25 protein-coding genes are annotated in these 25,583 nt (G+C 49.0%); 2 read left to right on the plus strand and 23 right to left on the minus strand.

From position 1 onward, the window contains the following. Positions 1–992 precede the first annotated feature (992 nt). From repA to QRY16_RS18935, 15 genes are all read right to left on the minus strand, one after another. Entirely contained in the window at positions 993–2,051 is a 1,059-nt protein-coding gene (gene repA / locus QRY16_RS18870) for a plasmid replication initiator RepA (protein ID WP_289777674.1), read from the minus strand. Next, on the minus strand, positions 2,048–2,098 hold the full coding sequence (repB, locus tag QRY16_RS22270; RefSeq protein ID WP_031942489.1) for an IncL/M-type plasmid replication leader peptide RepB: 51 nt from the start codon (positions 2,096–2,098) through the stop codon (positions 2,048–2,050). Before repB ends, repA begins: the two co-directional genes overlap by 4 nt. A gap of 461 nt (positions 2,099–2,559) precedes the next feature. Continuing rightward, positions 2,560–2,790 carry an IncL/M type plasmid replication protein RepC gene (gene repC, locus QRY16_RS18875; protein ID WP_289777675.1) on the minus strand — a complete coding sequence of 77 codons (231 nt, stop codon included), beginning with the start codon at positions 2,788–2,790 and terminating at the stop codon, positions 2,560–2,562. Positions 2,791–2,863: 73 nt separating this feature from the next. Then, positions 2,864–3,517 (minus strand): ExcA, encoded by a 654-nt coding sequence (locus tag QRY16_RS18880; RefSeq protein WP_289777676.1) that lies wholly within the window; start codon positions 3,515–3,517, stop codon positions 2,864–2,866. Between the two features lie 2 nt (positions 3,518–3,519). Further along, a complete protein-coding gene (locus QRY16_RS18885) occupies positions 3,520–5,700 on the minus strand; it encodes a DotA/TraY family protein (protein ID WP_004187492.1) in 2,181 nt (726 codons plus the stop codon). After that, positions 5,693–6,343, minus strand: a complete 651-nt coding sequence (locus QRY16_RS18890) for a hypothetical protein (protein ID WP_004187488.1) — start codon at positions 6,341–6,343, stop codon at positions 5,693–5,695. The genes QRY16_RS18885 and QRY16_RS18890 overlap by 8 nt, the downstream gene beginning before the upstream one ends. After that, complete coding sequence (gene traW / locus QRY16_RS18895; protein ID WP_289777677.1) at positions 6,340–7,548, minus strand: conjugal transfer protein TraW; 1,209 nt, start codon at positions 7,546–7,548, stop codon at positions 6,340–6,342. Before traW ends, QRY16_RS18890 begins: the two co-directional genes overlap by 4 nt. After that, on the minus strand, positions 7,545–10,595 hold the full coding sequence (locus QRY16_RS18900; RefSeq protein ID WP_289777678.1) for a putative type IV secretion/conjugal transfer ATPase: 3,051 nt from the start codon (positions 10,593–10,595) through the stop codon (positions 7,545–7,547). The genes traW and QRY16_RS18900 overlap by 4 nt, the downstream gene beginning before the upstream one ends. Next, positions 10,592–11,086 carry a hypothetical protein gene (locus QRY16_RS18905; RefSeq protein WP_004187480.1) on the minus strand — a complete coding sequence of 165 codons (495 nt, stop codon included), beginning with the start codon at positions 11,084–11,086 and terminating at the stop codon, positions 10,592–10,594. The genes QRY16_RS18900 and QRY16_RS18905 overlap by 4 nt, the downstream gene beginning before the upstream one ends. Positions 11,087–11,131: 45 nt before the next feature. Then, entirely contained in the window at positions 11,132–11,521 is a 390-nt protein-coding gene (locus tag QRY16_RS18910; RefSeq protein ID WP_102017790.1) for a DUF6750 family protein, read from the minus strand. Positions 11,522–11,537: 16 nt separating this feature from the next. After that, positions 11,538–12,068, minus strand: coding sequence for a conjugal transfer protein TraQ (gene traQ, locus QRY16_RS18915; RefSeq protein WP_011091077.1), 531 nt, complete (start codon positions 12,066–12,068; stop codon positions 11,538–11,540). 23 nt (positions 12,069–12,091) lie between these two features. Then, a complete protein-coding gene (gene traP, locus QRY16_RS18920) occupies positions 12,092–12,796 on the minus strand; it encodes a conjugal transfer protein TraP (protein ID WP_289777679.1) in 705 nt (234 codons plus the stop codon). Positions 12,797–12,807: 11 nt separating this feature from the next. Next, positions 12,808–14,157 carry a conjugal transfer protein TraO gene (traO, locus tag QRY16_RS18925; RefSeq protein ID WP_064217603.1) on the minus strand — a complete coding sequence of 450 codons (1,350 nt, stop codon included), beginning with the start codon at positions 14,155–14,157 and terminating at the stop codon, positions 12,808–12,810. An 11-nt stretch (positions 14,158–14,168) separates the two neighbouring features. Next, positions 14,169–15,320 (minus strand): DotH/IcmK family type IV secretion protein, encoded by a 1,152-nt coding sequence (locus QRY16_RS18930; protein ID WP_074388106.1) that lies wholly within the window; start codon positions 15,318–15,320, stop codon positions 14,169–14,171. A gap of 8 nt (positions 15,321–15,328) precedes the next feature. Beyond that, entirely contained in the window at positions 15,329–16,042 is a 714-nt protein-coding gene (locus QRY16_RS18935; RefSeq protein WP_224254717.1) for a DotI/IcmL family type IV secretion protein, read from the minus strand. A 67-nt stretch (positions 16,043–16,109) separates the two neighbouring features. Here QRY16_RS18935 and QRY16_RS18940 point away from each other — a divergent pair, with 67 nt between their 5' ends. Both QRY16_RS18940 and QRY16_RS18945 read left to right on the plus strand, forming a co-directional pair. Further along, a complete protein-coding gene (locus QRY16_RS18940) occupies positions 16,110–16,520 on the plus strand; it encodes an H-NS family nucleoid-associated regulatory protein (RefSeq protein WP_004187465.1) in 411 nt (136 codons plus the stop codon). 28 nt (positions 16,521–16,548) lie between these two features. Beyond that, positions 16,549–16,704, plus strand: a complete 156-nt coding sequence (locus tag QRY16_RS18945; protein WP_172693602.1) for an Hha/YmoA family nucleoid-associated regulatory protein — start codon at positions 16,549–16,551, stop codon at positions 16,702–16,704. Here QRY16_RS18945 and QRY16_RS18950 read toward each other — a convergent pair whose 3' ends face one another. The 8 genes from QRY16_RS18950 to mobA all read right to left on the minus strand — a co-directional run. After that, complete coding sequence (locus QRY16_RS18950; RefSeq protein ID WP_011091071.1) at positions 16,705–17,217, minus strand: hypothetical protein; 513 nt, start codon at positions 17,215–17,217, stop codon at positions 16,705–16,707. Continuing rightward, positions 17,183–20,428: an LPD7 domain-containing protein gene (locus tag QRY16_RS18955; RefSeq protein WP_289777680.1), complete on the minus strand. Its 3,246-nt coding sequence runs from the start codon at positions 20,426–20,428 to the stop codon at positions 17,183–17,185. Before QRY16_RS18955 ends, QRY16_RS18950 begins: the two co-directional genes overlap by 35 nt. Before the next feature lie 24 nt (positions 20,429–20,452). After that, positions 20,453–20,713: an IcmT/TraK family protein gene (gene icmT / locus QRY16_RS18960; RefSeq protein WP_004187310.1), complete on the minus strand. Its 261-nt coding sequence runs from the start codon at positions 20,711–20,713 to the stop codon at positions 20,453–20,455. Then, positions 20,703–21,866: a plasmid transfer ATPase TraJ gene (gene traJ, locus QRY16_RS18965; RefSeq protein WP_102017783.1), complete on the minus strand. Its 1,164-nt coding sequence runs from the start codon at positions 21,864–21,866 to the stop codon at positions 20,703–20,705. The genes icmT and traJ overlap by 11 nt, the downstream gene beginning before the upstream one ends. A 10-nt stretch (positions 21,867–21,876) precedes the next feature. Beyond that, the gene (locus tag QRY16_RS18970; protein ID WP_289777681.1) at positions 21,877–22,656 is read right to left on the minus strand and encodes a type IV secretory system conjugative DNA transfer family protein; all 780 of its coding nucleotides are present in this window, start codon (positions 22,654–22,656) and stop codon (positions 21,877–21,879) included. Further along, complete coding sequence (locus tag QRY16_RS18975) at positions 22,653–23,153, minus strand: DotD/TraH family lipoprotein (RefSeq protein WP_004187320.1); 501 nt, start codon at positions 23,151–23,153, stop codon at positions 22,653–22,655. The genes QRY16_RS18970 and QRY16_RS18975 overlap by 4 nt, the downstream gene beginning before the upstream one ends. Before the next feature lie 13 nt (positions 23,154–23,166). Continuing rightward, a complete protein-coding gene (gene traI, locus QRY16_RS18980; protein ID WP_289777682.1) occupies positions 23,167–25,146 on the minus strand; it encodes a TraI/MobA(P) family conjugative relaxase in 1,980 nt (659 codons plus the stop codon). Next, on the minus strand, positions 25,133–25,583 hold a 451-nt coding region (gene mobA, locus QRY16_RS18985; protein ID WP_289777683.1), incomplete at its 5' end, for a plasmid mobilization protein MobA. The genes traI and mobA, both read right to left, overlap by 14 nt.

Consider the following 25,583-nt stretch of genomic DNA (forward strand, 5'->3'; position numbering starts at 1 on the left):
GGAGTTATAACTCGTTGTTTTACAGGCATAGTAGACCTCATCTTAATCCCCGTTTAATCATGATGGATGGTAATCGGATAGTGGTATATTTACCAACCATCTTAGCCGCGCTTTCTCAAATCGGGCCATTCAACAAAATAAGCGCCTAAAACGCTCACTGCGGCCTTCACTGCAAAAAGAGTAACATTCCCCTGCCTTAAGCCTGTTTAACGCGCCTGCGAGCGGCTGACGTGGATAACCGCGGCTAAATCGATCCTCTTTTCCCTGTTAATTTTAAAACTGACAGCTGACATCGGCGTTGATTGCCTGAAAGGCATTGCACGATATGGCAGACGATTTTCCTGCCAGGCTGTCCTGCAGATAGCAGTGTGGCCACATTACCCCCTGGCTACTGCGAGCGGGCGGTGTGACGTTAGCGGCACACCGGGCGCGTGGGTAGTAGCGTTGACGTCAGGGGTGCGTGTCGCAGCCCTGCCGTCTTACGGGGGTGTTCTTAGTTACATCATCCATCATGCTTTTTTCTGCCGAGCCGTTGGCTCGGCGGGGAAAAGCACGGTGGGGCAAAGATGAATCCGGCCTGGAGGTTTCTGCTGGCCACCCTGCCCGGCATTTGCCGGGTGCTAACCTGGGAGCGTAGCGACCATTCTGGCCGTCGTGCCGCGCAGCGGCGCTGAAAGGCCAGGCATATCCCCATAATCCACAGAAAATTGAGCCTGAATAACAGTGATCTCTTTATTGAATAAAGATCTTTTTAAAGAAGTTAAGAGTGTATTGCAGCTTGCTTTGACCACGATTGCAGGTGACTTTATTTCCTCCTTTGCGGATAACTGTGGATAGAGGTGATTTCACTGCCGGTTATCCACCGGCGGCGCCAGAACGTCAAAAAATCACGATGGCCACACGTTAAAACTGGGGGAAATTTGAGCAGGTCGCGCCGGCTGGCCAGCACGAAAACCGCCAGGCGGCGGTAAGAAAATTACAGGGGGAGAAAATCAGTGATAAGCAGGAGGGCCTGCTTCCCTCTCCAGCCCCAGATCGAGCTGATAAAGATGGCTGAATACGCGCTGCGTGAACTGTTCAGGCGACAGCGCGTGCAGTTCGTCTTTCGGCAGCGTCCGCATCAGATGAACGGACATGGCATATACACGGTCGTCAAAGGGCTGTTCGGCCAGCGCTTTCAGCTTCTTCTCGCGCTTCCCTTTCAGGGCGGCTTCACGCCGGCGAACCAGCGTAGCGTGCATCATATTCTCATACCAGCGCCGGCGCGCCGCTTTGACAGATATTTCTTCCGCCTGGCCATGCTCATCACGGGTTATCCATCCTGCAGCTTCCGCGGCCACCTGCTCGGCCTGCTCCGCATACAGCTTATCGAGATCAACGCCGATTATCTTCCAGAGGCGTTCCGTCAGCACGACATGCTTGGGGAACCACTTGCGGTTGAACGGGTCCCATGTGACGCCTTCAGGCAGCGCCATTAGCCCGAATTCCTCCATCATGTGCTGCAGCAGCCGGCAAACCCGCGGTACCGTCACTTTCCGGATCACATTCCCTTCGCTGTCCTTTTCGCTGAGCTGCCAAGCCATTTTACTGAGATTAATGGTGACGATATGGGTAGCCCGGTCAACGGTGCTGATCAGAAGCGGCACGATGGCATCAAGCAGATTCTCCCGCTCCGGGCGAAAGTCCCGCTGCCGCCCGGCCTGCTCACGCAGCTGCACGAAGTACGGGTGGCGGCTGATCCGCATACGCAGACTTAACGCGCCGGTTTTGCGATCGCGGCGAACAAGGCGGTTGTAGGCATGGCCAAGCTGGCCAGGGAGCTTTTTGAAGTTGCCCGGTCGGTACCAGCTGGGCTCCGGGCAGAGACACGCCGTTGAGTGCGTACCGCGCCGACGGCGGGTTTTGCGCGCTGGTTCAGCACCTTCATTTAAAGGCAGTTGCCGGGGTGATTCTTTGGGGGACTGGCTTTCAAGCCAGGAGATGAACTCCGGCGAAAGACCGTCTACTGACTCGATGTCAGAAAGCTGTAGGTATGGATTCTTTTGATTCACCAGCCCCTGCACATATTGGCCGGGCTGTATTGCAATAGGGTACGCATTTGCTATAATCCTTTCTGCCAGTGGGCAGTTTGCACCCCCTGATTCCTGAAAGAGACCGGCCAAAGTACCTGTCAGGATCAGGGGGTTTTACTTTTTGTGGCTCCTGCCACTCCTAAGCGGTACATCTCCGGGCCGCTCTTCCCGTGCTAAATTCTGTAATAAGGGGTCTGATGCTCAGTCGAACGAAAACTCACGTTAGGCGGCAAAGGTCGTCTGAAAAATCGATTAATGGACAGTAGTGTCCGTTAAATGCCATTTGCCGATTAAAAACACACCGTTTTCGGCGCATTTTTCGCTGTCCACAATGTTTTGATTTATCAGACAAAAAAGTCTTAACGTGAGAAACCGTTCCGTTGAGCATCGAACCCCAATAACCCCGTAAGGTTATGTAAACGCCGCTTAACATATCATGCGTTTCTAAGCGGGGCAATACCTGCGATCCCGCAGTTACAGAGTAACCTCACTCTTCTGAATCGTCAAATCTTAAGCCGTCGTAATAACTTTTCACAAGAAATTCAATAACCTCTGCCTGAGTGAGCTTTTTTACTTTTGTGATCTCTATCAACATTCTTTTTGCATCTTTGGGCAGATAAAGATTTAGCTGGTCATGAGTATCTCTGATGCGATTCCTGTAATCCTTCTGCTTATCCAGGTTACTCTTATGCACCTGCCGCTCAACTACTCTGCTCACAAGCCCTCCGACTACAAACGACTATAACCACCTGAGTATACACAAAAAACCCGCCATATTCGGCGGGTTAAACTCAATAATTGCTGTTTATGAACCATCCAGCGTCTGTCAGTTTACTCTTCAGAAGCTGATAGTTTTCATCCCTATTTTTATGCGTTCTGCAGATGATTTCCATATCCCTGTACGCTTTATTGATATTTGGAGCTGTGATCGTTATCGTCGTAAGCCCCGTATTTCGCAGGTTTATGATTAACTCCCTGCCGACTGACTCCCATGACTCGACTGTTTCGGCTTCAAAAAATAGCCGCTCACGTTTAATACTGGATGTGGCATACAGGGATGCTACTCCTATGATTCCAGTACTGAAGTCAAAGCCTATGTAAGTCCTCCGGGCCAGGTCATAGTGCTCGCAGTCCTTATGAGGTTCGAAGAAACCAGAGTTTTTCATTGAAGCAGTTACCTGGTAGAGCTTGCGGCTCCTGAAGTCCTTTTTCAACATCCAGATCAGCACTGCATCGATCACAAAGATACCGACTGTACTAAACCAGTGATCCTGAATTGAACCGTCTCTAATCGTCCAGTATAAACCGCTCAGAAACACGAAAGCGCTAACGAACAGAAAGAGGAATACAAACATCATCCAGAGCCATGATGCGTAGTATCCAAGCCTTTTAGGACGCGCATTGTTACTAATTTTCTTAAAGTCAGTGTTTGATAACGCATTCATATTTAAGCTCCTTTGATGCCGTCCTTGCTCTTATCTACACCTGCGTCAGGATTAAATTGCTTAGGGTTGTTACGGTTCATATTTTTGGCTCCACGACCGAACGCAGCAAAGATGTCATGAACATGGTTCTGCATATCACCCAACACTGAATCGTTCATCTTCTGTCCAATCCAGTTTATAACATAGTTCGGCATCCTCGCAGGAAGTGCAAATACGCGAGCCACCATACCTGTGCAAAGCCTTGCATATAACATCAAAAATCCGATCGATGACAGCAGGCCAGTGAAAGAGTCAGATTGGACCTGCTCCATAGCGAATTTAAACATCATGTTTAACGCCGTTCCCAAAGCTACGATGGCCAGTGAAGCAAAAATAAACCCCATTACCATGAGCATCGGCCGAATCATTACATCGATAAGGAACACATAACCATATGTACTCCGCTCATCATTACTCTGGCCAATGTTGATATGGGTAGCTGCCCACAGGGAAGACGCCAATACACCTGTCATAAGCGTAACCAGCCAATCTGCCATAGCTACAAACCAATAAATCATTGGTATAAACGGCAGCCAGATAGATAGCGCAAGACCGATACCAAAGAGGCTATAAAACAGCGGGTAAACCAAGAATGAAACCGATTCTAATACGCCAGCAATAGCATCTCGAATCCCTGTAAGTTTGTTCATCATTCCCGCAGCAAAACCGGGTAGACTCTTCCCTTCTGAAACCTTCACTGCAACATTGATAGCGGTCCAACTGGCGAGTCCAACCTCAGCTACACCTAACGTGTAATCGCCGATAGCTTTCATTTTAAGTAAAGGATTGGTCACGTCACTGTAACCATCCCCAGTACCGTAGTTACTCGTTGCAAGCCAGTTTGTAACATTGAAGTCGAAAATTTTTGTAATAAGTGACGTTCCGTCTCCAGTTGTGGCGGCATTTTCAAGGCTTTTTTGATCAATGTTCCTTGCAAGTGCGTTAGATTCGGTGCCAAGAGGCGGCGTATAATTACTATTTTTCAGTTGAGAATGGTAAGCCTGGAACAAACCTTTAAAGTAATCGATAGAGCCGATATCGCCATCGTTACTCATTCCTGAAACTACCGGCTTCAGGTTAGCAACATCTTTCATCTCGGTATTCGCAGTAGCTAATGTGTGATAGTACACACCAAGATATAGCCACCCTTTCTCTTTGATATCCGACTCCATTTTTTGAACAATTTCGTCGTCACCGGCTGCTGAATTAGCAGCATGTTGAACCTGAAGCTGATAATCACGCGCAGCAGTCTGGATCGCGCTTTCAACATCTGGCAGCTCACCGTCCCCGGAACGCATTTTTGCCATATATGCTGCATTAAACTGTTCTGCAGCAGTCTTCATTTTTCCCCACAACGTGTCCGTTGCTTGTTGCTGAACGCTGTAGACGGAATCCGCATAACCGCTAGCGAAGATAGAAGTCCATCCTGCTGGACGTTGTGGCAACGAAACGGTCCCACATACAGCTGAGCCGTTGTTTACAGATATCGAATATGTGCTATCACCTGTTTGGTATTGCATTCTGGCGTTATTCTCATAATGTTGGCCAGAAGCCTCCATTTGAGCAATCCCCTGATTTACACCCAAAGCACAAAGGTTTGTTTCAAACATCCCTTTTGCAACAGACGCCATTTCTGGCATAACAGGGGCTATATATACAGCTTTACCACTCGCTAATTCCGAAGCCGTTTTGTCTGCAATAACATTGGCAGATCCTACGCCAATGATTGAACCGCACCAAAGAAAAAGCAGCTGCGCCACAGACCAACCGACAACGGTAGGTACAAGCAACAACCATCCAAAAGTCGTTTTAACAATTTTGAATGCGTTGTTGCCATCACCCTCAATAAAACTTCCCAACTGACCTGCCTGGTGAAGTTTCTTAATGCTGATTATCCCCATATAGACAAGGGCAAGAATCGCTATAACTTCGTTGACAGTGAAGAAAACGTTATTAAGCAAACCATCGCCGGAAGGGCTAAACGGATTATTAACTACCTCACCAAAAACGGTATGTAACATTTGACGCGATAGGTCACCTGAACGTTTAGCCGCTTCAGTTATGCCATCAATCCCCAAATCCGCTGAATATGAAGGCGACGCCACAACGAAAAGAGATAGAAGCAACCTTTTTAATTTACTCATGTGGCCCCCGCTCTTGACCAGCCTGCGAAAAATTAAATGTATTACGCACTCCCCCATCATTAAGGAAATAACGTAACGTACCTTGCTCTGCATCAGAGTGAGCCTGGTTTCGTAGCTGCCACCCCATGAACTCACATGTGAGAGCCTTAATGAAAGCAAAGATCCCCGCAGCAAACAGGACACCACAGGTGAGAGTTGCTCTTAACAAGCTCATGTTCGGTGAGCCATTTAGAAGCAATCTGGCATAACCAGACGTTAAAAAAAGCAGAATGAGGACTAATGCAAAAAAACAACAAAGCCAGTATTTCTTGTATAAACTGGCCTTATCCAACAATTCTGATATAGGTCTATTGCTCCGTTTCATAACTTCGGCGAACGGCTGATTTGCATCAGAATCAACAGGTGGACCATCAAGGTTTTTTATTTGCTTCTTAACGAATGAAGCCCGCTGAAAGAGCAGGCTGAATGTTTGCTTTACTGACGCGATAATAAAATATATATCACTGATGCCAGTAATATAATATATCGTTCGTTTAGCCTTCCCTTCCGGGAGGTCATTGACGCCTGTTACAACATCAAGGCCTTTTTTTAATTTCCCTGATTTGGCTGTGTCTTTATCCCCTGTTTTATTTTCGTCGGTCATTTTCTGGATACTCCCGCGTTTACACTCTCCAGCTGTGCTGCCAGCATCGGTTTGTATGTTTGATATGCGTCGTTCGCCAGGATCTGGCCAAGCAGCACATTTTGTTTCTCCAGCTGCTGTTTGGTTTTCAGCACTAACCAGTTGTTCAGGTTGGCGATATTGATTTGCTCACGCATCAAATCTTCGGTGTTCTTGTTGGTCAGCGTCGCCTGGTAAGCCGGATTGCTGTAACGGCGACCTACTTCAAATTCCTCGAACTCTCTGGCAGACATACGGTTAAGCTGTTTCGCCCTGTTACTGGCCGTCGCTTGGAAATAGGATTCGACTTCCGGCACTTTGCGCGCATCTGCAAGTGCGGCATCAGTGGCCGGGTTCGGTTTGGAGTTGGCGATCATTTCCATCTGAGGTTGTGCGGCCGCGTCGGTGAGCGCCTGGTATTGCTGAATCATGCCCAGGTAAATTCGCCCGCTGGCGCCTTTAACTTCCCCACGACTCAGCTGACGGCCAGCACTGCGCAACGCGGTATTTTTCATATAGCGCAACGCCGCATCTGTCTGCTCATCTGTAAACGTCAGATCAGGTGCCTTGCCTTCTTTGCCGGCGCCATAAAGCAACGAGCTCAGTGAGGTATCTGCCCGCGGCATGTCAGATACACTTGGGCAGAATGAAGTCCCGCCAAATGCAGCATAATCCGAACTGTCGCAGTACTGGCTGTGAACTTCGGCCGTTGAAGAAGCGTCCACGTCGGTTGCGCGTGCCGGCACTTCAAAAATGGCCTTAACATCTTTCGCAGAACTGGCGCTTCCCAGCGTTCTCTGACCGCCAGCGGCCGCAGAGGATACCCCCGCCGCGCCACCACCAATAGACTGCGCACAGATATCATCCGGAACTCGGTACTTATCCTGTGCCTGCAGCAGCCGGTCATTACGCTTTTGCTCAACTTCGAACTGTCGGTTAGTTTCAGCCACTTGCTGCATTAATGCTGCCTGGCGATCGCCCTGCTGGCTGATTGCCGTACCAATGTTAATCAGCGTGGCCTGGATGTTACCTAACAGGCCATTAGCTGTGCTCAACGCCGGCATAACCTGCGTTGAGATGGGAATGCTGCTGTTAACGTTGACCGTATAGGCAAATGCTGACTGTACGCTGAAGGCCAGAATTGAAACGGCCAAAACTGACCGTTTTGTTTTTCCGATTTTTATCATCTGAATCCCCTTCTCACATCAGAAATGATTTCTTTAGCGAGTTTCATCGCCATAGTTTGTGATTCTTCTTCTGAATCACGCTCACCACCCTGATTGACCACCATTTCATCTATGATACTTGATGCGCTTCCCATAGGGAATCTATTTGCTAAAACCTCCCTTGCCTGTTTCGTTCCCAGCTCGTCATAAAGCACATCCCTGAGCGCCCTATCTTTTGCAGATGAGTTCAATGCCCAAAGCAGTTTTGGACCTAATGTATTTTTAAGAATGTGGCAAATAAGACCACGTTTCGTTTTAAAAATACCGAGAAATGCAGTACCACTTCCGTCCGGATAAACCCCTTGCGGAAGCTGTCTGAAACGACGCAGGATATCGGCCGGGATGTTGATCTCTAATTGCTTCAGATACTCTTCATCCCCTTCCGTCAGGCGCATCATAAACAGGCTGTTCATGGTTTTAAGCACACTCGAAGGCATATGGCTCAGATACTGAGACGAGAACGCAGTACGGACGTTGAATTTACGATCTTCAAGGTCAGCGGTATTCAGCGCATTTTGAATAAAGTCGATGCCGGCAAAGTTATGACACTCATCATAAAAGGTATGTTTAACCTCTTCTGAAAGCTCCCTGATGCGCGCCTGGTGATATGCCCTGTACTGCTCCGGTAAAGCAGGAATGAAGGTTTCTGCGGACTGAGGCAGGTAGTAGTTACGCACAGCCATCTGGCGTGCAAAAAGATACATAATGCCGGACTTGAGCTTACCTGCAGGTGTCGTTCTGTCACCGAGGACGTTTTGCATATCCAGGATCGCAATGCGAGTCTCCGGGCTGAAATCATAAACCGTGATCCCAGAGAAAATGGCATACTCAGCTGCAGCAGCCTTGAAACAACGTGCAACGAAGCCGACTACAGGCTCACTCCCATTAACTTTTACGTCAGCGTATTGGTTTTTAAATGATTCAGTTTGTAGTTCAGCAATAAAATCGTGAATGGTTGGCACGGCATAACGCTGAGCAACCGTCGCAGCATGAAGATATTTTTTGGCAAACAGCTTATCAACGACTTCCCACCATGTAGCTCTTTCAAACCAGTCTTCACCGAGCTCTTTATCCAGACCTGATTCTTTCAGAGCTTCATTAATCACCGGGTCGTTATACTTAAACAAGTTAGCACTTGAATGCGCTTTTGCTTTGTATACGTTTGATACAACCTTACTGACGATTTGGCCAACACTCATTGCATCTGGCGGCTGGCCAATTGCCGGATCAATACAGAATGCGTTAAGCATCTGCTTTAAGAATACTTCCTCAAACTGCGTCAGATACCTTGAACCTAACTGCGTATCGCAGATGTTAATACAGTGCGATTCGTCATTGTTCAGGGTGATACTGGCAATCTGGTGACGTTTCTCTGCCGGCAGCTCAGCGCTAATCAGATCGGCGATACCTTTTGCACTGTAGCCCTTATCAATGATGGTCAGATAAGGCAGTTTTTTATCAGCCCGGTAAATCGAACTCAGGTTAAGGCGGTTGGCCAGCACGCTTTTACCGGAACCAGGAACACCGGTGATGACATCGGTAAATTTCTCCTGCAGGGGACTGGCGATTTGATAGGGGAACAGCTTGCCATCGAGCGTGATGAAGTTGATATTGCCTTTACCATGCCAGGGGCTGGCCGGACGTTCAAACGGTAACATCCGCAAGCCTTCACTCAACGGCGGATAATGCAATGAGCCAGGTGTGGCCGTCGTCAGCCCCGGAACGGATGCAATCAGTGCGCTACCTGGATTACCATACGTCTTGGACACACCTGATACACCCCAGCCTTCAATCGCCTTAGTTAAAGCCGCCAGGTTGCGTTTGGCTTCATCCTTAGTGTCACCCCAGGTGGCAAAGTTGATGGCCATGATAGCCGTTGGATCAGTTTCGCTCTGGGCCCCGACATAATCCATATCACGCGCGATAGTACCGAGTGAAGGAATGAAACGAAGGAAAGAGACGATCACTGATGGCCAGAACAGTGCTTTTTTGCCCCCGCCCATAAAGTCATATTTTATCCGGTACGGGATTTTCCGGTTAATCGCGTTGAATAACTGCTTAAATTTGACAGGGTGAAGTGGTGGCAACTCAAGGGCCACAGAGCCGTAATACTTGCCATCGCAGTAAATCAGGCCACCATCTTCTTCCAGTTCCCCTTCCATGAGCTGGATATTCAACCGCGGCGGCAGCACTGAGTCGATATTGCCTTTCCGTGGAGCGCCATAAACTCGCAGTTTTTGGTCAAACGGCGTGCGAGGGTACCAGTTTTCTGATGTTGAGTTCCGGAACAGCATCTGACGCATCATTGCGCCGGCGTGTTTGACATCGAGGACATCAACCAGAAGCCCCATCCCCGACTCATCATCCCCCTGAAGCATACCAATCAGCCGCCAAAGCATCGCGTCATGCGTGATCTTCAAACCTTCAAGCTGAAATTCGATTGGGTTCTGACTGAAGCGAGTCTGCGGGATATCCTTCATAACGCCGGCAGCTTTTGCCTGCTCGTTTTTAAGTTCATCCTTCGCAATCATCCCCTTCGAGGTATACAGCACGATGTAAGCGCGTTCACGGCTGTAATGGGCAGCGATTTTTTTTGCGTCATCGGCGATCAGGTCTTTAATGTCTATCTGCAGGCGCTCTATTGCTGCTACCTGCGGTTTATAAACATTATTCAGCTCTTCCTGGTTCTTGGTAAAGTCGCGCTCAAACACCACAGACAGCTTATGGCCACTGTTAATAAAGGAATTCGACAACGAGTTTGAAAGGTGCATGATGAAGTCATTAAACGACTTCTCGTCAAACGATGATTTAGCGCCCTGAACCTCAATAACGGTAAGAAAATCGTTGTTCTTCGTGGTCAGTATGTACGGAGCCCTGATTTCAGGATGCTCAACGCGATCCTGTGACGTAAGCCCTACAACCGTTGTCAAATCACAGTATTTTAACGAGTCATTTGACGTAAGATTGCGTGAGATACCTTCGATCACATCCTCAAAGAAAGAAATCATTTAAAACCTCTCTTACCCTTGTAAATTTCATTCCAGTCACTTACATCCGGCAATTCGTCTGACTCTGCGACAGAAGTGACAAACTCATCGTCAAAATTCATGGGAAGTAACTGATGGTGTTTTTTTATCAGGTGCAGTAAATCGTATCCATCATCACTGCCGGTTTCGTTTAGAACTACGTCAGTTGTGCTGAGCAAAATCTGTTTAAGTTTCTGTGCCTTTTCACGGTAAGAATCGTCCGTTGACTTTTCCGCCTTTGCAATTGAACGAAACAACAGGCTGTAGAGTTTTCGGTTTGTATTTCTCTTCAGCAGAAGTCCGGTTTGAGTTTCTAGTTTCATTTTCTCCGGGTGTTCGAGCGACAGGCATACAGAGCAAAGCATTCTCTCTTTCTGTCCATCTTCTGCGAGGGAGAAAACATCTTTGCTCTTTATCCCGCACACATGGCATCTGGCAGGTTGTTCATTCCTGGTGAGCTTAAAATCTTTCATGGGGGAACTCCGGTATTGGCCCCGCAAGGCGGGGCCGAAAGGACATTACAGGGTTGCGTCAACGCCAACGGTTGAACCAACAGAAGAGATCCATGCGGTCAGGCCGACCAGACAGGCTCCAACAACCATTGACCAGAAGATGAAGCCGCCACTGATATCTTTCCCGCGTTTGTTTTTGAGCCACAGAGCTACAAGACCTACGATGAAGCATACAACACCAACCACTTTACCAGCGGTAATCAGACCAGGCTGGGTACTGGCCATACCTTCAGTGAAGGTATTGATTTTTTCCCAGACAGTCGTTTCAGCTGCAGCCTCTTTGCTCAGTAATGCCAGCGGCAATACCACTAACGATTTTGCTACCGTTCCGCGCAGCTGATACGCTGCGATGGATGCAGATAACGTCTTGTCTTTGATAAATTTAACAATTTTCATAAAGTATCCTTTTTGATTACCAGTGAATGTTTAATGTGCTCTGCAACGCATCGAGCGTTTGTGTATCGAACATCAGAAGTAGTCCACATACAATTTTCACAATGGATGCCCCTCTCGTGCCCGAAGCTGACAGCTCCGTATGGCCCTCAAGGTAAGAGTCTTTCAACCCCTTAATACCTCTGTAAAAAAAGTATGCACCGAGAATTCTAACAATCCCCAGCACCGCGTTGACTGCTGCGGCTCCCATGCCAAACGTAGATTCGCTCGCATAACTGACGGGTCCGAAACTGACATCGCCAAATCCTAAAGTGGCACCGCCTGAGTTCATCTGTGCTTTCAGCGTGATGAGGCATACACAGAAGATGATCCCGGCAAAAATTCTGCCAACTTCAACACCTTTGGTAGAATGCCTGGCCTGCTTACGCAGGCTCATCAGATATCCAATAACACCAATGATCCCAACGACTGCAGCGACACCTATGATTAGCCTTGTCAGCGGTTCCTGACCACCGTTAGCAACCTGAATTAATACCGATTCTAAATCCATAGTTTCGCCTTTTTAGGTCCTGATTAGCGGATAAGGCCTTTACTTGTAGTAACGATTCTATTTTCAGTATCGATACCCGTAATGGTGACTCCGCCAAGTTGACTTCCGACCTTCACAGCATACGTCTGGTTTTTGTATTTTACCCAAGCAAGATCGCCAGATAAATCATTAATTGAAAAACCTCTCAACAAAGGTAATGCCTGTGACGTCGAACCGGAAATTGTTCCACTCTGATTACCAAATGAAGCCCCATAACCAGCGGCTTTCATTTTCAGTTCCTGAACCTGATTATTCAGACTTTTGATTTGTTCATTAGCGCTTTGTAACTGACTGGAAAGGATCATCATTCCATTTTTAGAAGTTGATTCTATCGCGTCCAGCCGTTCCTTTTGCTGCAGCAAAATCCCGGAAATTTGCTCCCGGAAGTCACCTGAATCTTGCCTGGCAGGGGCAGCCTGTACGTTCTGACGTTGCCCTGAAGACTGGATCGTGCCATTCCCGGCCGCAGGCGCAGTGTCACTATCGGAGCCCCCAAACAACCAGACTAAGAGCAGGATACCGATGACAGCGATACCACCAATCCATGCATAGTCACTAATATTAAGCGGCTTTTTGCTCGCTTTTGCTGCTGGCGTCACTGTCGGTTTTGGCTTTTCAGCAGGCTTAGCAGACACCGGTTCCTGGGCAGGAGCTGCTTCGTTTTTATTGTCATCTTCAAACAGATTCATTATCAATCTCCTTAACGGTAATACGGGTTACTGGAGCCATACCCGTAGCCAGGGTAGCTGGGAAAGTTTTGCTGAGGGTAATTAGGAGCCGGTGGCTGTGGCATCTGCTGAGGCGGCACACTGGTGAGTGTCGGAGTAGCTTGCTGCTGCGCCTGCTCTGCAGAAGCATTTTCCATATTCTCGCCACAGTCGCTTTCATACACCGGCGCGACAAACTGGATGCCTATGAGCTGATTACGGTCAACCGTTACCTGCTTAACCGGCAGGCGAGCTGCATCGTCGGCCAGGACACGCCCTGCCTGCTCACCCATCCCGCCTATAATGGTACCGGCTACAGCCTTCCCGTTCGGTGTGCCAGTTGAGCGGTATGCGTTCCCGCCGTCAGTGATAATCATCTGCGAATTGCTGTCCGCATACAGCTGACCAGTTCGGCCTAATCCGTTAGCGACAGCCGGCAGAATAATACGGCTGAACCAGCGGTTATTTACATTTGATGAAACGGCCGCGCGCAACGAGTCGGAAGCCACACCATACGCATCGACCTTACACTGCACCCCGTTCAGTTCCATGCCAGTGAAGTGAATTCGAATACCGTCGCCGGCAAGACGGTTTTGGCCAGAATAGAATTTGGCGCCGGCCTGCGCTCCAGTCGGAACATGGGCAATAGCAATACTGTTCTGATCGTCACTGTCCATCGCAGTATCCATTACCGCCGGCACAAGCGTGTACGCCGATACAAGTCGGGCTCCCTTATCTTTGGCCTTATTCTTCGCCCCCTGTTGTTTTTCAGCATCCGGCTTTTTGTTCTGCGGATAGACCGAATCGGTCCACCCTGAGAAAGTCCCGCCGTTCTTGTCATTTCCCTCAGCTCCCAGAGAGGTTGCAAGTGCAACACCCGTGACAACTGGTGTTCTGGCCTGGTCTATTTTCTGCAGTAACGTAGCCACAGCTTTAGCCTGACGCTCACGCTCTTTCTGCTCAGCATCATTAGCCTTACTGTTATCGCCCGACGGTTTTGCTGACGATTCCCACGAATATTTTGGTGGCGGTACTTTGGTGCCGTAATCAACGGCCACCGGGTTACTGGCTGACAACGTGGATATGAAGCTATCCCCCGTGAGAGCCGCTTTCTCTGAATTATCAGCATTCCACTCATTCAGCAGCTTGTTGTATTGGGGATCATTAGCTTTTTCCCTGCCAGTTTTCCCTTCCAGCCCCTGGGCCTTCACCTGCGACCCGCCCGTTGCCGGCTCATCTGATGAGCCAAACAACCAGTACCCTCCCAGAAGCGCCACCACTGCAGCAGCACCACCGACGTAGAGCATCATTTTTCTGGTTTCTTTACCTTTATCTGTAGCCATCGTCGTTCCCCTTAATTCAGCTCAACTTCAACGTCACGCGCCTGACCGTTAACCGAAAAGGTCAGCACTGGTGTTGCCGGCAGCACGTAAACATGTGTGCCATCGATAGCGGAAAGCGTTTTTTCAAACTCATCCTGCAGCTGCATGTTACTTCTGACGTAGAGTTCATCACCGATCTGCCAGACTTTGGTACTCCCTGGCGCGTTTTTAAGTTTCAACCGCTGAGCATCTTCAGGCGGGATGCCATCGAGCACGCTCTGCAGCTGCTTGTCATACAGTGAGATTTTCTTCTCAGGCGTAGCGGTATAAACCGGTGTGTCAGGACTGCGCTTCGGGATACGGAGATCCAGACGATAATCAACATCAACGGTTTTTGATTTAACGGAGGGTTCAGCCCCCTTCACGTTAATAATGACCGGCGTGGCCAGCCCCTTCAGAAGCACTGTGATGTTCCCGCTGGCATAGGCGTTGGTCGGCTGGATTGTGAATACCGCCGATCCTGGAATATAGCCAACACACAGCTCACCACCAGATGCACAGGGACTCGAATTATATGGAGGGGCACCTAATACCCAGGGGTGTCCGGTTGCATCTGAAAACGTCACTGTGGTTGCCTGGTTTGGAAATACCCGTACCTGCGGAATGGATGCGCCAGCTGACAGTGATACCGTCTGGCTTGAAATTCGTGGGATCGGCGTTAGTGGTGAGGTTTTGGCCGCCGCGCTCATATCTTCCATTGCGCTGCGGGCCGACCGTACCTGACCAGGGGTAATAGGCTGGATCTGCTGCAGAACAGGTGCAGGTAACTCTTCCAGTGTCTGCGGATTAACGTGCGTAACCTGCTGCTGAGGTGGAGGTATTTGCGGCATGGGTGCGGGAGGCAGTGCAGCAGTTGGCCGCTGTTGGATCTGTGGCTGTGGTTGTTGGCCTTGCGCCTGCTGCTGACCTTGTTCCTGCGCTGTTTGCTGTGGTGGCTGTTGCACCTGTGCCTGCTGGTTTACGGGCAATCCGGAACTGGCCTGCTGCCATTGAGCAATGTCACCACCAGGCACAGCTGGCGTCGCTTGCTGTGACGCTCCATTACTTGTGGGTGCATCAGCTGCAGATACAGAATTTGCCGAAAAAAGTGCGGCCATAAGTACGGTTAACAGTTTAATCTTCATGATTGACCTCAGTAGTTCCGGGGTTTGAGAATGGCCTGCGCTACTTGAATACCCCGTGGATCTTCGTCTTCTTTGACGCGGCGTACCTGAACCATCAAATCGTAAGGTTGTGGTCTGTAGTCCTGAGCCTGGCCAACGAGCTGAACAGTCACCGGAATGCGGTATTGCCAGGCATAGGTTTTGGTGCCACGGATAAGACCTTCCGTGATCAGGGTTCCAGGAGTTGTGGAAAGTTTTACGTTCAGACGTTTATCACTGATATCTTTCAGCAGCCCACTATCGGTCAGCGCTTTACGGAAACTAACGTACCCCTCCGCACTAAAATCGCCACGGACGCTGGTTAATTGGTTTTCGTAATTCACAAAGTTCAGTGAAAGCGATTTGATCATTGTACGGTTGGCAAAATCCATCACCTCTTCCGCCGTGTAAGCGGGCTCATCGGTTGGGTGTACTTCTGTGATCATGCCCCCATTCGTTGCAATATATTTAATTTTTTTCTGGTGAAGCCAGTACCCCTGAAGACCAATGATGATGATTGCGACTAATATGATTAGCGTCTGAATCAAAATTACTTTTAAACCATGTTTCGATACGATTTCTTGTACCGTTCGGTTACTCTCTTCGGCCAGAGCTGGAGCAAGAGCGTTGCTGTCCTCATCAACGGCTGAGTTTTGTTCTAACTCAGTTTGATCCATAATATTTTCACCATTTTGTGTTTTCATAGAGTTTCTCTTTTCAAAAGTTTGTGTTAGAAAATCACGCAGATCGTTAATGAACAATGAGGTATACATGAGCGAACATAATGATTACGAATCCTGTGCAGTTATCATGTGCGAACGACGAAAAGCCACCGCCGTTTTGCGCAAAATCCCGCCAGAAAACCTTGAACAACTCATTAATATGTGGTCCGACATTGCACAGGGAATGATCGAGAAATTTAAGGAAGAACAGAAGGCCACTGAAGAGAAAGCCGCAGCCACAAAGCGGTTCATGGAAGAACACAATATTACGGCTGATGAAGCTCTCCAGATCTTCGAAAATCTCTTTGGTCCGTCCACGAAAAGTAAATCCACTTTTGGAAAAGTGAAGTACCGGATCGAAGTTGATGGAAAGTCCATAACCTGGACAGGAAAAGGTCGCCGACCTGCAGCGTTTGCCGAGATGAGCGACGATGAGCTCAAAAAATATGAAATCAGCTGAAGACTGGCTGCATACTGTCAGACGTTTCATGAATGAAGATTCGCTTGATACGTATGTAGACTCAAAACGTGATGTTCTACCTGCCACAGAATTTATGCGTTTACTAACCGCGGCGGAACACCGCCGCGTTGAAATACGAACCGGCAAGCTATTCGATAAAATCCCGAAAGGACTCTTCCGGTAGTTACAAGTGGAACGGGAATGCATCACTGTTTGCATCCTCACCACTTCCACTCGCAGCTGCCGGATTGTTTAATTGCACATTCTTAGAAGATGCGTTGGGCAGGATACCTGACGTATCTGGCAGTCGGGATGAAATCGTTGACCACGGGTCCAGCGTCGTATTAGTCAGGCTCCCCCACTTCTCATTAATCTTCGATTTAACCGTATTGCATACCTCATCCTTCACCTTATCAATGATGTCGCTGATAGACGGAAACTGAGGGATTTTTAGTGATACCGATAGCGACCCCAGGCACTGTCCGAGAGAATCAGATGTACTGGATTCACTTTTAGCGGCGTTGTTAATCCGTTCAACTTCCTGTTTATAGGCAGCATCAGCACCAGCTTTTGCCAGTTCGTATGCTGCACAGGTCTGTGTGGCTGCAAATGAGCTCACAGAAATGCAGGAAAACCCTACTGCTACGAGTAGGGTTTTTGTTTTATGGCCGAGGCGCTGACTTTGCGACTGGTGCATGAGTCTGTTCTCTCCTTTCATCATCTTTTCTTTTTGCAGCATTAGAAGGATGAAAAAGCTGCTTCATTACTGTTTTGTTTTTTACCTCATCTGAGGCCGGTTGTAAATGCTGCGGCTGTTTTTCATTTGCAATTGTGTTTTTGTAAAGCAGGTTTTTACCCCCCTGATCAACATGGCCGTATCCGTGCAAAACAATTCCACTTTCAGAATTTTTATTGATTGCTGAAAGTGTCATATACGTTTTCCAGTTTCCGTCTTTATCGATACGCTTGTTCACTTTGCCAATCACGCTATGGTACTCGCCAGATTCCTTATCCTTTGCGATCCCCTGCATGAATCCTTTACGAGACTCAACAAGGTAATAATCCGGGCGTTCGCCTTTTTTATGCGGTGCGATCAGCAAAGGTGTACCCGCGGTTTTTGACTCTTGAGGGAGTTTATAGCCTGTGGGTTTTGTCATGCTTTCAGGAGCTGGCTTACCATTCGGCAGGAACCAATACAGTTCTTTTTCAGGCACGGCCTCACGGCTGAGATCAACACCGGTAATCTGCTGAATTGTTGTGCGGAGCTTCTGGAAGGTTGCAGCATCATACGGAACCAGTTCAGAAGGCTTATAGGCCTGTTCATTCCCTGCTGTTGGCTGTGGGTATACAGGTTTTACTTCCCACTCATTACGTTTGGTCTGGATAGTTTCATAACGAACGATCTTGTTGCTTTCATCACGGACAGGTGCATTCACCTCAACATCCACAAATCCCAGCTTTCTGACTGTAACAAGACGTTCGGTGTCTACACCAGCATCTTTAACCGCTCTCTCAAGGTCTTTCCCCCAGAGTGTCTTCTCTCCATGTTCATTTTTGAGGGTGACAAAGTAGTTCATGGATTCATCATCTTTCCACTCATACTTAGCACGTCCATGCGCGACGATAACGCCTTTCTCCCAAGATTCACCCGCAGCTTTATCTTCCTTTTGAGTATCAGATCCATTCTGCTTCTTCGGCTGTACAGAGGCCGATTCTTCCCAGCGCATACCATTCTGCTGAACTGATGAGTTTGCCTTTTCGTTTGCCCCTTCCTGCTTATTCGTATTTGAATCAGCAACATTTTCTTTTGCTGTTTCATTTGCTTTTTTGAGTTCGAGCAATTTAACCCTTTGTTCTGGGTTAGTCAGTTTCACCTCAATGTTGTATTCACTGATAAGGTTAAACACTCGCTCTTTAAATTCGTCACTGCCGGTGATTTCAATACCACGATGATGTTGCTTATCCGCGGTAAGAACGGCCGCCAGGATCATCTCGTCACTCTGGCTGGCTTCAGGGGTAGCCATACGCAGATGTGAGCCGTAATCGTAAAACGCATCCTGCCCATCAAGCGTATACGCCGTATAGTCTTTCTCTGCTCTGTACCCAAACCGGGCAATTAACCCTTCCAGGTCTATACGTTCTTTTGGGGGCGTTTCTGCATTATCGTTGGTTGCCCAGCGTATGCCGTTTTCCAGTTCTTCGTTTGTTTTTTTCTTCTCCTCGGTTTCATTTTCAGCCGGGGCGGTATTAGCTACAGGTTCGCTGGGCGCTATCCCTTCAGGCTTTTGCTGAGCGGTGTCAGTTGTTTCATCGCCAAAGGCCATCATAGCGGCATACGCCTCAAGATCACTGGCGCTATTACTCTCTTCATCATCGCCGTCTCGATCTGTTGGTGCGGCGTATTCCGGTTCAGCAGCTGCAGGGGCGCTGGCCACCGGCGCGGCCTCCACCGGTTCAGCAGCTGCAGGGGCGCTGGCCACCGGCGCGGTTTCCTCCGGTTCAGCAGCTGCAGGGGCGCTGGCCACCGGCGCGGTTTCCTCCGGTTCAGCAGCTGCAGGGGCGCTGACCACCGGCGCGGCTTCCACCGGTTCGGCAGCTGCAGGGGCGCTGGCCACCGGCGCGGTTTCCTCCGGTTCATCAGCTGCAGGGGCGCTGGCCATCGGCGCGGCTTTTTCAGGAACTGCAACGGCAGCGCTGTCAGTCGAGCTGTGATTAACTTCAGTAATGTTCGGGTTATCAGTCGGCATAGTGTCTACCCTGTTTATTTGATTAATGGCTCCTTCTACCTGCAATCTGACTTGCTCCAGCCCTTCAGAGACATGCAAATCGTTGTAGTCAGTAAGCCCTTCTTTCGGGTTGCTAAAGGCAGCGACCAGAACATGGCCGGCAGTCAGCTCTGCAGCTTCTGTCGCTTTTTCTAGCCCAACGTTCTCGTCTTTATAAATGTCATTGTCAGCAAGGAAGTAATGAGTGCTGTTTGGAAAGGTGTCTTTCAGGCGGCCAGCAACTTCCACCATGTTGCCTGCATTAACCGTCATGATCACAGGCTGATTGATGGCTTCGCTGATACTGGCTGCTGTCGCATATCCCTCGGCATAAAGCAGGTTGTCACCATCCTTCAGTTGACCACCCACAACGAAAAAACTCCCCCATGCCTGGCCGTCTTTTTCTAGGTGTTTACTACCGTCGGACCAGATGCGCTCAAGGGTCCTGAACTCGCCATCAGCATTAAACAGGGGGATCACAACGTTGCCCCGCTCATCAGCTTTAAGGCCGTTAGCGGCAATGACCTGTTTGTTTTTCAGGTATGCCAGATCTCCCGTGGCATCCGGAAGCCGGTTATATTCTTCCATCAACCGGTTAGCGGTCTGATCAAACTTATCCGCTTGCGCTGCAGCTCTTTGTTCACGCCTTGCCGCAGCATCAGCACGGAGCATGGCCATTTGTTCAGGGTTAGGGGCTGCGCCGGTAGATACCCATTTCTGAATTTCACCACCGTTCTTATAGTCCCTGTACCACCCTGCAGGTCGGCCATCCAGAAAGGCGGCATACACCCCCTTTCTTGAACCAGCTTTACCGTCCACTGTATCGACATAATGCTTCTGGCCATCGAACTCTATGGGGTCTTTGATAATGGCACCGCGCTCTTCAAGCCACGCCGTAAATTCATCTTCAATGGCTTGAATATCCAGGGGCGGTTCTTCGATCACCTTATTGGGGTCAAAAATCCACTCTTTCAGCCGGCTCAGGTTGGCCCCCGGCTGTGCATACCACACCTTTTCTTCCTTCACGTAGTCCAGAGCATTACTGCCATCAGCCAGTTTTCCGGCCGCACGAATTGCACGTTGGCGATCGTCAAAGGGAATACTCAGACGGGTTCTTTCAGTTGCAATTTCAGGTTTCGCCATACTGTCTACCCCTGTAGTTATGTGTTATCGCTGAGAGCGCCGGTACCACCACGGCCGCCCGGTAAGTTTTTTCCCACGGATAACCCGGAGAATGACCTGGTACAGCACCGGTAACGTGTAGCCCATCATGGCCAGCAGAAAGTAAAAGAGAACCACACAGGTGCAGATAACAAAGGTTTTTACTGACGGGAACGGAAACCAGATGAAGTACACTAGAAACGAGATAACAGGCACACCAAAAACCGTCAGTGGCCGGCCTGCATAACGCCATTTGTTAATGTCCATACTTGCCCTCTTTTAACGCCAGATAGTCCATATATCCTGCGACCTCGATAACTTCCGCTTCGTCGATCAAACCTTCCTGGTGCATTACCCAGGTGTTCTGAATCAGACTGCGGTTTTCAGCGATCAACAGGTCGTCGATGTAGCGGCCCCACTTGCTGTAATCAACGTCATAGAGTTTGCGGCGCAGGCTGTTATCAATGACGAGATATTCACGGACAGCCTTGCGCCGGCCGTCTTTTGTTTTAAGTAAGCGTTGCACGATGATGTAAGAAAGGATGCTCAGCAGGTCAAAGGCGGCAGCTTCACGCATTTCCGGCGGATAGTTCTGCAATGATCGGGAAATGGCTTCTCCGACCGTTTTGACGTGCAGTGTGCCAAGACAAAAGTGGCCAGATTTACCTGCCAGCACGGCAGCTTCAAATGACAGACGGTTAAGAAGCTCACCGACCCCCATAATCTTCGGAGAACGACGGAGCCCGGAGAGAGTGATAAAATTGTGGAAGGAATCGATATCGCGCCCAATCTGTGACTGTGCCGGCGCCGGCGCAATCCAGTCTTTGCTTCCCAGTCGATATTCAATGGGATCTTCAACTGTGATGATTTTCCGGTCCTGGTACGTTTCACCGCAATACTGGAAGATGCTGGCCATCAGGGTTGACTTGCCTGATCCCGTCTCGCCGCAAATCAGTCCGAGGCCGGCAGCTGGCAACAGAGAATTAAACAGGTCCGGCTCAATACCCATTTGTTTAAGCTGAGGAATAACCTCATTCAGAACACGGAGTGTCAGAGACATTGCCGCTTCTGTTTTATAAATATCGGCCTGAGTAAAGTTCGCGCGGAACCGGCGGGTTTCGCCACGACCGAGCCCAATCGTGCCCGCTTCATCACCTCTTAGCTGGATAGCGGTATTAACGACCGCAGCACTTTTCAGCGTCCCTTTGATCTCCTGACCGAACACTTTATCTACGGTACGTTCCAGCTCCAGGGTGTCGAGTGGGTAAGATGTCATGGGCAACTGGCGCCCATGACGTTCTACCCAGATTTTATCTCCCCCCTGCAACAGAATATCGGACACTTCATTGTTTGAGCAGTGTACGAGAAAACGTTCCAGCGTCTGTGGCGTCAGCGTTGGCCCAAAATTGAATGCTTCCATCTACTGCCCCTCAACGTATGGTCGGTTTCCAGCTGCGTTTGTTGATGTCAAACTCAGCTTGCTGCTTCATACGTTTCGTTTTATCACCCAGCATGAGACGGTTTTTATCCCCTGTAACTGTTTGCTGCTGCTGTGTGATAACTGGAGCCTTAATCATGCCCTGCTGCAGTAGCGTGCTGTAGCGCAACATGCCGGTGTAATCCCGTGTGAGGCGATTGAAATTAGCAGTGAATATCTCATCAGCTTTTTGGCGGCCGTCAGACCAGCCAAGCGCGACAGCCTTTTTCCAGATATCACGTTGTTTGCCGTCTTTCGGCATCGCCGCCGGCTCTGGCAATTCGATCCGCTGCGCCATCAGTCCGGTCAGAAGATAGCTTTTCCAGGTCGGAGGGTTACTGACAAAGCGTGCCGGCACAACAATGTCGTAGGCACGGTTGGCCGTTCGGATTTGCTCATTGGTAATGTGTGCAACGTCTTTAGCTTCAGCAATGACCGGTGGCAGGTAGCCTTCAGAAGAGATCAGCGGCTGGAACGAATACATGTAATCAAGGTTGCTACGCTGATTTTCCAGCGCGGCGCGAATTTCTTTAGCGCGTTCTGCCTTACCGCCGCGAAATCCAATGGTGTGCACTGCGTCGTTTAGCATACTGCCAGTAACATCAGCCTCATCGTCACTTTGGCTTGGCGGGTCCATGTAGTAATCCAGACCTTTAACATCGGAGTCGTCCGCACGTGCAACGTTCGCAGCAAGCAGCGGTAACGTCAGAAGCACGATCAGTTTAAGTTTCATGGGCGGGTCCCTCTGAGGAATGAACCTTTCTTCGATGGTGTGAGGTAAAGCAGCTGCAGTTCACCGGGTTTCTGGTTGATGGTGGCACGGTACTGCGTTTGTTGTCGGATCAGGGTCAGCAACTGTTCAAACGTAACCTTCGAACCACCAACATCGATATTGAGTGGAAGCGGTAACTTGATCCCCTGACTGGTGAATTGAAGGCCGCGCTGTTTAGCCAGTTGCTCCAGTAATTCGTAAGCATCACCCTGCCAGCTCACACGAACATACTGACTGTTTGCATTGATAATGGTAGGGAATTTGTAGCGGGTCCTGTTAATGGCTCCAGCCTGGTAAAGCTCATCCTGTGCGAGTTTTATCTTAATGGCTTGCTCACGCAATTCCTGATCTACCAGTTGCTGCGCTGAGATTTGTTTTTCCTTTTCGCTTTGAGAGGCACACCCGGCAAGAGCTAACACAGAAACGGCCGCGAGGACCGTTTGCATTTTGATTTTCATTTCTTACTCCATTTTACTTCGGATTGAATTTGTCGTCGTTCTCACTTCTGAATTGCATTTCATTTTTACTATTATTTTGCTCATGAATCAAACGATGTTTCTCGTTTTGAGCATAGGCTTGCTGAGCGGCATCTGTGAAGGTAATGCCCTGCGCAACAGGGTGATTATGCTTCACAGCTGCATCGACGATACGATTACAGCACAGTTCCTTAAACTCGCCGTCACCATCAACACGTAGAGATTTGGCTTTACCTGCAATCGTTAATGCAATTGCAAGGTCAGCCGTTTTCTCTTTGTCGATTCCATTACTTTCTGTCAGCACAATATGACCACGATCAGCCGCTACCGGTTTACCGTCGCGCTCAAAGATAACAGTACCGTCTTTCAACAGCCGTGGCTTGACACCATGACGTGCTGAGGCCATTACGGCCACATCATCACGATCATGACTGGTGATGGCATTAAAGGTACGGTTGAACCCGATCTGCTCAACCAGCTGCTGTTTATACTTCTCCTTCTTCCTGGAGGAATAGGCAAAGCCCCTCATTTGGCTGAGCGCTGCCTTATCACCCTTCAGTGCTTCCTGTTCGACCCACTCCCGATAAGAAAGCCGTGGGTTAGCCGCCCTGAAACCGTTGCGTTCTTCACGCAAGCTAAGACGCAGATTGGCAACCGCCTGCAGGCGTTTGAACTCAGCCAGGTTGTACATCAGCTTTCTGGTATGAGGATCTGAAACAGAATGGCGGACGTTATTTTTCACTAACCGGGTATGTTGGGCTATTTTCCGGTATTCATCGGCGATGCGATCCTTATCCGGAGAATATATCGGTAAATTATTCCGGTAGGCGCGATAGCGGCCTTTGAGCAGCATTCTTTCTTCTGCACGCTCAATTTTACGCTGCAGACGCTTATTGGCATCCCGTCGATAAGCACCAGGGGTATATGCAGTTTTAAATACAGATACTTTGGCCGGTTCAATATGTGAAGGCTGGTATTCACCAAAGCGCTCTTCCATCGACTTAAGGGTATATTGCGCCTTGTTAAATACCAGACTCGCCTTAACAGCCGTCTTCTGGTTTTGATGTTCGTGGGTAATGACGTAGCCCTTTTTCCCCTGTGCTTTTTCGACACGAAGACCGATATCTGCAAATGTCTTATGCACATCATCCCAGCTTTTGGCTTCACGAAGCCCAGCTGAAACATGGATCAGGTTTTGACGACTACCACCTATCTGTTCATCACCAACGATATAGCGATAGAGCGTTTCAACACCCTCTTTATTTTCCATCTTGTTGATGCGATCGAGTGAGCGCCAGTTGCCCCGCTCTTTCTTGCTGTGAGGGTTCCGGACAATCTGTTGACGGTCATTAACCACATATGCGCCGTTTGAATGGGACCAACCATTCTTCAATTCCAGTAAGCGGCACGCCTGATGAAGAGTGTCTTTGCTGAAGCTCGATGAGGCTGCTTTGTAGGTCTGGGGATTGATGCGGTTAACAGCAACATGCACATGCAGGTTATCTGTATCCCGGTGAATGGCTGCTACATACTGGTGATCGGACATGCCCATAGATGCCAGTGTAAACTTCACCGAATCGAAAACTTGATCATCATTCGGCTTCTCATAGTCAGGCCATGAGAGAACATAGTGCATAACTGGATCTTTACAGCGTGTGTTTTGCTGAGAAACCGAATTCATTTCCTGTGCTGCACCATCGAGCGAGAAGGTATTGTACTGGCAGGTAACATCACCAACCACAACGCGCTGTACACCTGGCTCAACATCCACCGGTGTGCTGATCACTTTCTGCTTACGGGTCAGGTAATTGTTTAACCCTTCGAACATATCCGATTTAACAGCTAAAGCCGTCTCAGGAGTAGGCTGAACAGTATCAGTCAACTCCTTAGACGGCTTGTCTGCCATGTACTTAATCAGCTGACCAAAGCTGGACTTTTTGTCCCTTCGGCCCTCAATGATTTTAGGTATCACCATCCATCTCCTGTTGCAGTTTCTGTGCGGCCTTTTTGACCTCGATCAGAATCTCTGAATACTCCTTGCTATGAACCCCGGCACCTTCGTTAAACAGATGTTTTTGAAGGGCTGTTATCTTTACAAGAGCGGCAAGTGCATTGTAATTCCCTTTCGATTGAATGCGCTTTCCAAGCCCAGATTTGATAAGATATTGACTAAGACTAAGCCCTGCTTCATGGGCCTTTTCGGTGAGTTTAGCTTTCACTTCTGTGGAACATCTCACCTGGATTCGATCGTCTGTTTTTCTGCTCTCGCTACGGCTCATCAGATAGCTAACCTCGTTAGGGGGTGTCGGGGATTGCCCTGACCAAGACGTTTTAGGACGGCCGCCGCGTGTCGGCGGTACTCCAAAAACACATCTTGTCCCGTACTTAAATACCTCAAAGAATTCTACCAAC

Origin of the sequence: Mixta mediterraneensis (assembly GCF_030283135.1) — a bacterium.
GTDB classification, from domain to species: domain Bacteria; phylum Pseudomonadota; class Gammaproteobacteria; order Enterobacterales; family Enterobacteriaceae; genus Pantoea; species Pantoea mediterraneensis.